Origin of the sequence: Stieleria maiorica (assembly GCF_008035925.1) — a bacterium.
GTDB lineage: Bacteria > Planctomycetota > Planctomycetia > Pirellulales > Pirellulaceae > Stieleria > Stieleria maiorica.
The window spans coordinates 5,309,194-5,321,175 of the sequence record NZ_CP036264.1; the positions used below are offsets into that span (position 1 = coordinate 5,309,194).

An 11,982-nucleotide genomic window follows, 5' to 3' on the forward strand; every position below is an offset into this window, starting at 1 on the left:
GAATGATGATGCGACCGTTGCGTTCGCGTCGCTATTTACCGGCAATCGGTTCCGATCCATCCTGAAGTGGCTGTTATTTCTGTTTCGCACACCGTCATCCTGCAGGTCGCCTTGGCTGCGATTCTCGTTCTGACCGCGGGATGTGGCCGCGACGTCGCCAGGTCGGCTGTCGATTCTCGGCCCGCCCTTTTGCCTGTTTCGGCGAGTGTGGTTTGCCGGCGAACATCATTTGTTCGATCCGCCACCTACTACGGACGCTTGGAGCCGGTCCGCATGACCGCCTTGTCGTTTGAATTCGGCGGCCGGTTGGAATCGGTAGCGATCGACGAGGGCAGCGTGGTTCAGTCGGGGAGCGTCGTCGCCCGGCTGGACACCTCGATTCTGGAAGCTGAAAAGGCGGTCCTGTTGTCGCGTCGCGCGGCCGAGTCAGCGGTTTTGGACCGCCTGAGAAAAGGGGAACGTAAGGAGATCATTGCCGCCGCGTTGGCGAAGGTGCGTCGGCTGGAAAGCGAGGTCAAACTCGCTGCCTCGGATCGAAAGCGGGCGGAGAAAGTCGTCGCGGGCGGTTCGATTTCGCGTTCGGCCTACGATCAAGCCGTCGCGTTGCACGAATCCGCGGGTTTCGCGCTTGAAGAAGCCCGCCAGAGGCTCGACGAGCTGAAAGCGGGAAGTCGCGAGGAAGACATCTCGGCACAGGTCAGCCGGGTCGCGAGCACGGATGCAGAGCTGAAGCTGCTAGACGTTCGACTGTCCAAATCGACCTTGGTGTCTCCATTCGACGCGATTTGTGTGGGCCGGTTTCATGACGAAGGCGACGCGCTGCTGCCGGGAGAAGTCGTGTTGGAACTGAACGAGTCCGACGCGTTGCAGGCACGTTTTGCGGTTCCCGCACCGCAACTGCCCACGGCAAGTCAGGCCAGTTGCGTACATGTCGGCAATCAACGCTATGCGACCGGTGACATCGTTCAGGTTCCGCGGGTTGATGGCAGGTCGCGGACCGTGGACGTGGTGATCCCACTCAAAACGGCGCCACAGGAGCGAGTTCTTCCGGGGATGGTCTGCACCTTGGATTTGGAGAAACGCGTTGAGGCGGACTGCGTCGAACTGCCGCTGTCGGCATTGGTGGCCAGCATCCGCGGGCTTTGGTCCTGTTACCGTCTGCATGAAAGCGATTCGGATCCTGAAATCTATGACGTCGAGAAGTTTGACGTCACGCCGATTCACACCGACGGTGACCGCGTCTATGTCGTGTCGGCATTGCCGGATCAGTCGTTGGTCGTCAACGACGGCGTCCACAAACTTTCTCCGGGAATGCGAGTGCGTCTCGCCAAGATGCACCGATGATACGTCGCCTGTATGACGATCCGCGGTTGGTGATTCTGGTGTTGACCATGATTGCGGTCAGCGGCATGGCGGGTTTCAGTACGCGGATGACTCGCGAAGATCCCGTTTCGAAGGTGCGTTGGGGATATGTTTCCACCCGACTGCCCGGCGCCGAACCGGTGGAAGTGGAGTCTCTGGTTAGCGAGCCGCTGGAACGCATCTTGCGCGAAGCCGGCGCGATTCGCTCGATCGAATCGGCTTCGTTGCAAGGCGTCTCGTTGGTCTTCATTCGACTGACCGACGAGGTCAAAGACGTCGAGCAAGCCTGGCTGAGAATCCAAGACAAAGTGGCTCAGGCCGCCGACAAACTTCCGCGCCGCGCGAGCGTCCCCCTCTTGGTCGACGAGGCCCGATGGGGAGCCCACACCCGGATTGTGGCGTTGCACGGAGACTCCGACCGCCCCGTGCCACCGGGAATCCTGGCCCGTTGGGGCAAAGAACTGAACAATCGATTGAGTTTTGTTCCCGGAACACGATTCACCGAAGTGTTTGGGGTGCCGGTCGAGGAGGTGTTGGTCGAAATCGACGAATCCGAAATCGCAGCCGCTAAACTGCCGGCGGCCGAAATCGCCAATCGGATTCGCGCCAGGGACTCCGAAGGGTTCGACGCGATGTCGCAATCGGACCGCTACACCCTGCCCGTCAGCTCAAGCGGTGACCTGATCGACCTGGATTCGGTCCGCCAGATCGTTGTCAGCAGCGACGGAGCGGGGCGTCAGCTGACGCTCGGTGATCTGGCCGACGTTTCACGCAGCGAACGATTCCCGCGGAGCGAATCGGCGTTTGTCAAAGGACGGCGTGCGGTCGTTGTCGCGACCCGCATGGACGAGGCCTACGGGATCTCGGGCTGGACGTTCTCACAACAGGAGGCGCTCTCCGACTTCCAGGCGATCCTACCACAGGGGCTGGAGATCACGGCCATCTTTGACCAGCAGTCCTACACCGATCAGCGAGCTGCGGACCTTTATCAAAGTCTCGGAATTGGGCTGGCCCTGGTCGTGGTGGTCGTCTGTTTGATGATGGGATGGCGTGCGGCGATTCCGATCTGTGCGGCTTTGCCGATGACCTTGGGAGTCGTCTTTCTGTTGATGATTCCGTTCGGTATCTCGCTACATCAAATGTCGATCGCGGGTTTGATCTTGGCGATCGGCATGTTGATCGACAACCCGATCATCGTGGTCGATGATCTTCAGCGGCGTCTCAATCATGGCGACGTGGCCCGCGACGCCTGCCGGGGAAGTGTTCGACATCTGACGACTCCGTTGCTGGGGTCCAACATCACGACCATACTCGGATTCACACCGATTCTATTGATCGGCGGCCCGACGGGTGAGTTCATGGAACAGCTCGGTTGGAGCGTGATCGCCAGCTTGATCGCATCGCTAACCCTGTCACTGACCATCGTTCCGGTCTTGGCGGCGTGGTGTCTCGTCCCCGCCGGCGATGTCCGCGATGTTTCCCGGCGCCATCCGAGTCAACTCTACATGGCGCTGCTTCGTTTTGGCATGCATCGACCGCTGGCAGTGATCCTATTGACCGTCATCGTCCCCGGGTTCGGGCTCCTGGCCGCCCGCTCCATCCCCGAACAATTCTTTCCGGCCGCGGAGCGAGACCAATTCCACTTTTCCGTTCGGCTACCAACACACGTCTCGATTGCTGAAACCGAACGGATTGCCAAACGGGCTCGCGACATCGTGATGCGGCATTCGACGGTTGAAGAGGTCGCACTCTTTGTCGGCCGCAGTGCCCCAAAGTTGCACTACAGCATGGTCGGATTGGAAGACAACCGCAGCAACTTTGCACAGGGACTTGTTCAGTTGACGTCCGAGTCGGTTCCCTTGGATTTGGTCCACGACATTCAACGGGATTTGGACCAGGAACTCCCAGAGGCGCAGTGCGTGGTGACGTTGATCGAGCAAGGACCGCCCGCGCCGGCTCCGATTGAGCTGAGGCTGTATGGTTCGTCACTACAAGAACTGTCCGACTTGGGACGGCAAGCACAGACGCTGCTGATGGAAGTCCCCGGGATCATCCATACGCGAATGTCGCTCGATGCGGGCGGCCCGCACTTGGCCTTGGCGATCAGCCAGACCGAAGCGGAACCGCTCGGACTCGACGACGAGAGGATCTCCGGCCAAATCCGTGACTACCTGGATGGAATTGTGGTCGCGGAAATGACCGAGCAAATGGAGAGCATTCCCATTCGCGTTCGGCTGAGCGGTGCGGAGCAGTTGCGGCCGGAGCGGGTTTTGACGCTGCCGATCGTCACCGAAACAACACCTCGACGCGCCACAACGGTCGACAGTTTGGCGACATGGACCATCGACGAGCAGACGTTCAGCATTTACCGCCGCAACGCTCGGCGATGCAACATCGTCTATGCTTACACGCAAGCCGGTACGCTGCCGATCCAGATCGAAAACGCGTTCAAGGAGGAGATGCGACAATCGGGGTTCTCGGTGCCCGCGGGCTATCGATTCGACTTCGGCGGGATCAGCTATGAACGAGACTCCGCGGTCGGACACCTGTTGGCGTACTCGGCGATCGTACTCGTGCTGATGGCATCCGTTTTGGTGTTGACGTTCGGTTCCTTTCGCCTGGCGTTCATCATCCTGTTGGTCGCAACCCTTGCGGTCGGGCTGGGGATGTTCTGTTTGTGGGCGTTTCGCTATCCGATCGGAATCGTTGCGATCATCGGGGTCGCGGGATTGTTGGGATTGGCCGTCAATGATTCGATCGTGATCTTGAGCGAATGCAAAGCGGGGGCGGCGCACTATCGGACGATTCCGCAAAGCGTGTTCTCTGCGACGCGACACGTGTTGACGACGTCAGTGACGACCGTCGCGGGCGTGCTGCCACTGATCCTTCGCGGAGGTGATTTTTGGCCGCCGATGATGATCGTGATCGCCGGAGGGATCGTGGGAGCGACGGTGGTCGCGCTCGGTTTCACCCCGGCATGTTATCTGTTGCTCGGCGGCGACAGGTCGACGACCGTTTAGCTGACAGCTTCCAGCGGGAAGTGCTCGGCGCACAGACCGGCGACTTCACTGAAGTAGAATGCTTCTTCCCGCAACATCGGTTGGTGGTACAGTTCCCAATGCCGAAGCGGAGCGGCGTAGATGCGATCACGGAGCGGATAAGATTCTTGATCGAGTTTTGCGAAATCATGCTCGAGCGCGACGGCCGGTTTGTTGCGAACCTGTCCGTAAACCCTCTGATCTCCGATCTGCGAGAATGCCAGATAGCACTGGTAAAACCGGGCATGCCGAGGACTGCACGCCACCAGCAGCCTTTCGACGCCGTTTTCTCGAGCCGATTGCACCATCAATGCGGCCAGTTGCACAAACACATTGAACATGCGGTTGCGATTGAAATAGCCGGTACGACTAGCTAGACACGAGACTTCGGCAAAATAGGCACCGGTTGCACAACGCCGCTGTTCCACTTCACGCCCATAAACCTCTTCCATGGGCATTCCCATTTGATCGTCGCTGATCAAGGTCAATGTGTAGATCACTTTCCCCTGGTGATAGGCGATGAAGACATCGGTGGTCGGCAACAGATGATACGGTGTGACCCGCATCCGCGCTTTGTTTGGCGTCATCAAGCCCGATTTGACATAGGCGTCATGAATCAGCCGAAACGCGTCCTCGCGTTCTTCGCGGCAACTCGCAATCTTGTACGTCACACCATCGATCGACATCCGCTCGCTCATCGCCTGGGCAAGTGATGGTTTCGGATGACTGGGGGACATGGTTGGACAACAGCACGAGGGAGTTGAAGGTCATTCCGGTTTGAAAACCGGATCAAGCGGGCGAGACCCGACCGTTTGGGGGGCGCGTCAGCGCAAATGCTGCGATGAGAACACATCTCCCTCAGGACCCTACGTCGCATTTCGGGCGCTGTCAAAATCATGCGAGGCGTTTGCGATAGCGGTCACTCGCTGACGCGTCGGGCAGCGCGTGGGAATCAATGCCAGCGGGAAGCGTCAGCGAGCGGCTCGTGGAGTCCACCACGCTCCCGACGGCGTCGAAATTCTCGGCGTTGATTTTCGGGGGGAATGTTTGGTAATTCCGGGGGGCCGGTTGTGATTGGCCTCCGAAACGCGTTCTGGAATCGTGGAAATGCTTGGTGAAACTCTGTCGCCGCCAGAAAAAGAACAGCTCGCTGAATTGATGCGGTTGGATCGGTTTCGCTTGAAGATGCTCTATTGGGATTTGCCAACGCCCTCGATCGCTGACTTGGCTGGGGAATACGACGCTCAACTGCTCGACCAGGGCGATCCGCTAGGAACCTTTCTGACGAGAACGCTGTTCGGGTCCAAGGGCCCTTGGTTGGGCAAGGCGTTTCGACCGATCTCGGACACTTGCGGCGAAGGCTACAACGCTTTCGGAACCGTCGAAGATCGCAGGGCGCTGCTGCCAATGGACACGTCGATTGATCATTCATTGGTCGTCCCGGGCGATTCATTCATTCTCGATTACCGCCACAGAAACTGGGGGCCGATCTGCTGGCTGCGGGGGGAAGTGCGACGCGTCAGCGAATCGGTGTTCTTAGGAATGGGGACGTTCGGGCCGAGGCGAAGGAACTTGCACAAGTTCCGACGTGTGATCCCGTTTGTGATGGTCCATTGCGATCGACCTTATTTGAACCTTGCGACACAACCACCAATGAAACGCGCCGGCTAGAGTTGCCAATGCCAGCGGGAAGCGTCACGGCCTGTTGATTTAGTCCGGTCACACGTGGGATCAGCCGTTTCGCGCGAGCGTACGGGCTTCCTGCACCAAGAAAACGCTCAGGCGCCCGTAGGCTCGCGCCAAACGGCTGATTAAATCAACAGGCCGGTCAGCGAGCGGCCCGTGGGCCCACCCCGCTCCCGGCGTGGGCCACTCGCTCACGCGTCGTGCTGGCAGGGGTGGGGGGCGGCATGGCGGTGGGGCGTGCGGCTTTGGACCACGGGGCTACAATGCGGGCTCGGTCGATTCGTCCCCTAGGCTTTCGAGGGCTTTGCGTTGCGTCTTTCAGTCTACATTTTCGGCTTGTGTTTTTTGGGTGTGTGTGGCCACGTAACATTTCAATCGCTTTCGGCGGCTGAACCAATCGAAACGGGGCGGAGCCGGACCATCAACCAACGCATCGACGTTCACTGGACCGACGCGACCCATTTCACCTTCACCGAACAGCTTGCCGGGGGCGGGGTCACCGTTCGCACGGTGGATGCGGCGACCGGTGCGATCAGCGCGGTAGACCAGAATTCCATCGCCGGCGACGGCAAGGTGCTTCGCGGAGGCCCGTTGCCGCGTTCGGAACCGTCGGCAATGGAGACGAGCGTCGAGTTCGTGAACGATTCGGACACGACGGTGGCGTTGTACTGGATTGAACCCAACGGAGACCTTCGGCAATACGGCCAGCTCGCACCGGGCCAGACGCGTTCCCAACACACGTTCGCCGGCCATGCCTGGGCGGTCAAATCGTCCGATGACCGCTTCTTCGGCAGCACGATCGCCCAGTCACCGCCCACCGTTGCCCGGATCAAGACCGAATTCGAATCCCCAAAACCGATTTCAATGCCGCGCCGCCGTCGTGGGCGAACCGACCGAGCGATGGGACCGGTGCCTTCGCCCGATGGTGAATCCGCGTTCCGGCGATCGCCGGCGGGGCTGCGATTGAAAGTCGCAGACGCAGATGAAACGCGCTGGGTCGAATTGGACTTCGGAGCCGTCGACGGCCATGAGATTGTTTCGCCGTCCTGGTCGCCCGATGGAATGCTCGTCGCCGCTTGGAAAGTCCAACGCAACGAGCCGCCGGAAACGGTGACCATCGAGTCGTCTCCGTCCAGCGGCGGGCGCGCCAAGGTTCAATCCCGGCCGTATCGATTGCCGGGCGACAAATACGACGTCTATGAACTGTTCGTGTTCGATGCCGCATCCGGAGAACGTCTTCAGACCGACTTGCCGGAAATCGATTTCGGACGCCCTCATGTTCATTGGTTCGGAGCTCACAAACTCGCGATCGAAAAGGTGGATCGGGGACATCAACGTGTGCGGCTGTTTGTGATCAACCCCATCAACCAAACGACGCGAACCGTCGTGGATGAAACGTCACAGACATTCGTCTGGTCGACGCATGGGCCGCACGTGCCGATGTTCACTTACCTGGAAACGACCAATGAAGTGATCTATGCGAGCGAGCGCAGCGGGTACCGGCATTTGTATCTGGTGGGTTTGGAAGACAAGGTTGAAGAAGATACGGAGCAGAAGAATACAGACCAAGGCGAGCCGTCTCCTCGCTCCGCTCACCCTTCCCAGGGGGAAAATGACTCAAGGAACGAGGAAGCCCTCAGTGCAGTCACGTCAGGGAATTGGTTGGTACGGGAGATCGTGCGGATCGACGAGGACGCTCGGACGCTGGATTTACTGGTTGGTGAGTTCTATGACGGCCAGGATCCGTACCATCGGCACCTTGTCCGCGTCGGGTTGGATGACGATGGTTTGGTGGCGATCACAGAATCCGACGGTGACCACTCGGTTCAGTTCTCGCCCGATGGGCGATTCGTCGTCGCAACGCACAGTCGCGTCGACTCGCCGCCGGTCCACGAATTGCGACGGGCAGACGACGGTGCATTGATTACGGAGTTGCTGCGTGCCGAGCGGGTTGGCAACGACGCCTCCAACTGGTCAGCACCGAAGGTCTTTCACGCAGCGGGGCGAGACGGCGAGACACAGATTTGGGGGAATCTGTATTTCCCCGCGGATTATGACGCGAGCCTGACAAACCACTATCCCGTGATCGAGGCAATTTACGCGGGCCCGCACGATTCACATGTTCCCAAACGCTACTCGCATGCGGCCCGCTACAAGGAGCTGACGGACCTGGGGTTCGTGGTGGTGCAGATCGATGGGATGGGGACGGCCAATCGATCCAAGGCGTTTCACGATGTGTGCTGGCATAATCTGAAAGACGCAGGGTTCCCCGATCGGATTGCTTGGATGAAGGCCGCGAAAGAGGAATATCCGGCGATCGACTTGTCGCGCGTCGGAATTTTCGGGACGTCTGCCGGCGGCCAAAACGCATGCGGAGCATTGCTGTTTCACGGGCAGTTTTACAAGGCCGCGTATGCCTCGTGTGGCTGCCATGACAACCGCATGGACAAGGCGTCTTGGAACGAACAATGGATGGGCTATCCGGTCGGCGAGCATTATGCCCTCAACAGTAATCTTGAGAACGCGGAACGTTTGCAAGGCGATCTGTTCTTGGTGGTCGGGGAATTGGACAGCAATGTGCCTCCGGAATCGACCTATCGGTTGGTCGACGCGCTGGTCAAGGCGGACAAGGATTTCGAGTTCTTGATGATTCCCGGGATGGGGCACAGCGATGGAGGAACGTATGGGCGTCGGCGGATGCGGGCGTTTTTTGTGGAGAAGTTACGGCCCGGGGCAAGGTGACGGTGTCGACGTGAGCTAATCGCGTGCTGAATCGAGAAAATTAAAGTTTGACGGTTGGGTAGCCGATACTAACGGGGAAACCCTCAATCCCCCAGGCTTCCTCTCCAATATGGTGCGATGCGTTGGAACCTTGCCTATCGCACTCTTCTTCATGACCGCGGCAAGTTAATTGCCGGGTTGGTCGGAGTGATCTTTTCGGTCGTGTTGGTGAATATCCAGGGCGGTCTGTTCTTTGGACTGATCAACAAGGCCAGCGTGCTGGTCGATCGCAGCAACGCGGACATCTGGATCGGCCATCGGGGCATGCACAACGTCGACTTCGCACACCCGATTCCGGAACGTTGGCGGCATGTCGTCGCAAGCGTCGAAGGCGTCGAAGAGGTTCAGCCACTGCGAGTTGAGTTCGGCGAGATGTCGCTTCCCAACGGAGCATTCGAGAACATCGTCCTAGTGGGCGTTTCTGACGCGACCGATCTGGGACATGCATTTCGGATTGTCGATGGACCGGAAAACGCGCTCGATCTACTCGATGCGGTCATTGTCGATCGCTGTGATAGCGACAAATTGTCTGAACCAGTGGTGGGTGAACTGAGGGAGATCAATGGTCGTCGGGTCCGGGTGACCGGAAAGAGTAGCGGGATTCTTAGCTTTCTGGTGACTCCCTACGTTTTTACTGACTATGACAACGCGGTCGACTTGGCAGATTCAGATCCATCGGAGACGTCGTATTTGCTCGCTCGGATCGCCCCTGGAGCGGATTGCCAACGGACCTGCGAAGAGATCAAACGCTTGCTGCCGGATGTCGAGGCGATGCCAACCGATGAATATGCGGGCGTGAGTATCAATTTTTGGATGACACGCACAGGCATCGGATTGAGTTTCGGCGCCGCAGCAATGCTGGGACTGCTGGTCGGCTTGGTGATGGTCGGGCAAACGTTGTACGCGATGGTGCTGGATCGAATCAGCGAATACGCGACGCTGCGGGCAATCGGACTCAGCGAACGTGAACTGTTGTGCATCCTCGGCCTTCAATCTGCTCTGGTTGCAACGATCGGCATTGCGATCGGCATGGTGATCACCGTCATTCTCAAAACCCTGCTCAGCACCCCTCGAGCGACGATCGAAATCCCCTTGATGTTGTATGTCGGATGCGGGGTGTTGATCTTCGCGATCTGCTTATTCGCGGCCGGATTGCCTTACTTGCGTGTTCGACGCATTGACCCCCACACCGCATTGCAGTCATGAGCCTTACAAACGCGAACGCCGGCGCGACTCCCCCATTTGACATTCCGGTCCTTGGACCGAGCCGATCGGGGCATGCGGCCGGGCAGAAGTCAGCGTCGCGAACGCAACCTGTACTGGAAGCGAAAGCGATCGCGAAATCCTATGTCATCGGCGGACAAGCTCGGCCGGTGCTCGACGGCATCGACTTTCACGTCGATCCGGGTGAATGTGTTTTTTTGGCCGGTCCGTCGGGAAGCGGGAAAACGACATTGCTGTCGATCCTGGGGCTGCTTTTGACGTCGGACTCCGGGGAACTGTATCTGAAAGATCGACGCGTCGACGGATTGGACGAAGTCGAGCGCACGTTGGTGCGACGCCAGCGAATCGGATTCGTGTTTCAACGCTTCCAGCTGATCAACGGGCTGACGGCGGAAGACAACGTCGCCATCCCGCTGACGATGGAAGGGATGGCGATGCGGGAGGCTCGCAATCGTGCCGGCGAACTGTTGTGCCGAATGGGACTGCAGGATCACTGCAAGGCGTTGCCGACGTCGATGAGTCCCGGGCAATGCCAGCGAGTCGCGTTGGCTCGCGCCGTGATCGATGAACCGGAGCTGATCCTGGCCGATGAGCCGACGGCGGCGCTGGATGGTAAATCGGGAAAGGCCGTGATGGAGCTGCTCCACCAATTGACGAAAGAATTCGCCAGTTCAACCGTTGTCGTGACCCATGATCCTCGGATCTACGAGTACGCCGATCGGATCTGCGAAATGGAAAACGGGAGATTCAAATGAGACAGCTGTTTCTTGCTGGAGCATTCGCGGCGTTGGGGACCGGAATCCTGATCATCGCCGACCAGCACCAACGGGCGAACTCCCGACCAGCGGCACTGCCCGAGAAGGCGGAAACCGTGATCGCCCAATCGTCGGTTCATGCGGCCGGTCGAATCGAAGGGACGACCGAAAACGTCTTGATCCGGCCTCAGTTTCCAGGCCGAATCGAATCGGTCTTCGTGGCCCGCGGATCACGAGTAGAAAAAGGCCAAGTGCTGTTTCAACTTGAAACGCGTCGCTATGAAGCACAGCGGGATCTCGCGTCGGCAACTCTGTCGGCGGCGCGCGCAAAACGAATGCGGCTCGTCGCCGGTGCACGAGACAGCGAAATTGAAGCGGCTAAACAAGAGATGATCGCCGCACAAGCACGCTACGACAGCTCCAAAACTCGGTTCGAACGGGCGAGCAAGTTGTTCTCCAGGAATGCGCTTAGCTCGCAAGGGCTCGAAGATTACCGCGCCGACCACGACGCGAATCTGGCCTTGCTGCAGGCCGCACACCAGCGCTACGAAACCATCAAAGCCGATCCGCGACTTGCCGATTTGATGGCGGCCGATGCCGAAATCGCTTCGGCCCAGGCGCAACTGGACATGGCTGAGATCGATCTACAGCGATGCTCGGTCGTTTCGCCGTGCCCTGCCGTTGTCTTGGCGGTGGAGATCAACCCGGGCGAATGGATCAGCCCCGAGATGCCCGACGCGGCGCTCGAACTTTCCAATACCGAACGCTTGCGAGTCGTCGCCGATGTGGACGAACGCGACGCGTTGACGGTGACGCTGGGGCAGACGTGTGAGGTCACGGCCGATGCGCTGCCGGGACAGCATTTCTCGGGTGTCGTCGTTGAGATTGAACCGAGAATGGAACCGAAGAAGATTTACGGCGGTTGGGCCGGGGAGCGCAACGAAACGCACACGCGGCGGGTTTGGATCGATCTGCGGACGGACGTGACGTTGCCGGTCGGTTTGCCGGTTGAGGTGATGATTCACTAAGACGCGCCCCCGACAGATCCCACGCGCTGCCAGCACGACGCGTCAGCGAGTGGCAAACGTCCGCGGCGGAGTAGGCCCCAAGGGCCGCTCGCTCACGCTTCCCGCTGG

At 59.2% G+C, this 11,982-nt stretch carries 8 protein-coding genes; 7 read left to right on the top strand and 1 reads right to left on the bottom strand.

Annotation, left to right across the window (positions count from 1 at the left end):
• Positions 1 to 66 precede the first annotated feature (66 nt).
• Both Mal15_RS17990 and Mal15_RS17995 read left to right on the top strand, forming a co-directional pair.
• The gene (locus Mal15_RS17990) at positions 67 to 1,344 is read left to right on the top strand and encodes an efflux RND transporter periplasmic adaptor subunit (RefSeq protein WP_147869038.1); all 1,278 of its coding nucleotides are present in this window, start codon (positions 67 to 69) and stop codon (positions 1,342 to 1,344) included.
• Positions 1,341 to 4,382: an efflux RND transporter permease subunit gene (locus Mal15_RS17995; protein WP_147869039.1), complete on the top strand. Its 3,042-nt coding sequence runs from the start codon at positions 1,341 to 1,343 to the stop codon at positions 4,380 to 4,382. The genes Mal15_RS17990 and Mal15_RS17995 overlap by 4 nt, the downstream gene beginning before the upstream one ends.
• Here Mal15_RS17995 and Mal15_RS18000 read toward each other — a convergent pair.
• Positions 4,379 to 5,137 (bottom strand): N-acyl amino acid synthase FeeM domain-containing protein, encoded by a 759-nt coding sequence (locus Mal15_RS18000; protein WP_147869040.1) that lies wholly within the window; start codon positions 5,135 to 5,137, stop codon positions 4,379 to 4,381. The two genes, Mal15_RS17995 and Mal15_RS18000, sit on opposite strands and share 4 nt — an antisense overlap.
• Before the next feature lie 370 nt (positions 5,138 to 5,507).
• Here Mal15_RS18000 and Mal15_RS18005 point away from each other — a divergent pair, with 370 nt between their 5' ends.
• From Mal15_RS18005 to Mal15_RS18025, 5 genes are all read left to right on the top strand, one after another.
• Entirely contained in the window at positions 5,508 to 6,071 is a 564-nt protein-coding gene (locus Mal15_RS18005; protein ID WP_147869041.1) for a hypothetical protein, read from the top strand.
• Positions 6,072 to 6,395: 324 nt separating this feature from the next.
• Positions 6,396 to 8,828, top strand: a complete 2,433-nt coding sequence (locus Mal15_RS18010) for a prolyl oligopeptidase family serine peptidase (protein ID WP_147869042.1) — start codon at positions 6,396 to 6,398, stop codon at positions 8,826 to 8,828.
• Positions 8,829 to 8,945: 117 nt separating this feature from the next.
• Positions 8,946 to 10,073 (top strand): ABC transporter permease, encoded by a 1,128-nt coding sequence (locus Mal15_RS18015; RefSeq protein ID WP_147869043.1) that lies wholly within the window; start codon positions 8,946 to 8,948, stop codon positions 10,071 to 10,073.
• The gene (locus tag Mal15_RS18020; protein WP_147869044.1) at positions 10,070 to 10,846 is read left to right on the top strand and encodes an ABC transporter ATP-binding protein; all 777 of its coding nucleotides are present in this window, start codon (positions 10,070 to 10,072) and stop codon (positions 10,844 to 10,846) included. Before Mal15_RS18015 ends, Mal15_RS18020 begins: the two co-directional genes overlap by 4 nt.
• Positions 10,843 to 11,874 carry an HlyD family secretion protein gene (locus tag Mal15_RS18025; RefSeq protein ID WP_147869045.1) on the top strand — a complete coding sequence of 344 codons (1,032 nt, stop codon included), beginning with the start codon at positions 10,843 to 10,845 and terminating at the stop codon, positions 11,872 to 11,874. Before Mal15_RS18020 ends, Mal15_RS18025 begins: the two co-directional genes overlap by 4 nt.
• Positions 11,875 to 11,982: the final 108 nt, after the last annotated feature.

What these genes read in the sequence shown, in the direction of transcription:
- Mal15_RS17995 (WP_147869039.1), top strand. Translation starts at nt 1,341, where the DNA reads ATGATACGTCGCCTGTATGACGATCCGCGGTTGGTGATTCTGGTGTTG.
- Mal15_RS18000 (WP_147869040.1), bottom strand. Translation starts at nt 5,137, where the DNA reads ATGTCCCCCAGTCATCCGAAACCATCACTTGCCCAGGCGATGAGCGAG.
- Mal15_RS18005 (WP_147869041.1), top strand. Translation starts at nt 5,508, where the DNA reads ATGCTTGGTGAAACTCTGTCGCCGCCAGAAAAAGAACAGCTCGCTGAA.
- Mal15_RS18015 (WP_147869043.1), top strand. Translation starts at nt 8,946, where the DNA reads ATGCGTTGGAACCTTGCCTATCGCACTCTTCTTCATGACCGCGGCAAG.
- Mal15_RS18020 (WP_147869044.1), top strand. Translation starts at nt 10,070, where the DNA reads ATGAGCCTTACAAACGCGAACGCCGGCGCGACTCCCCCATTTGACATT.
- Mal15_RS18025 (WP_147869045.1), top strand. Translation starts at nt 10,843, where the DNA reads ATGAGACAGCTGTTTCTTGCTGGAGCATTCGCGGCGTTGGGGACCGGA.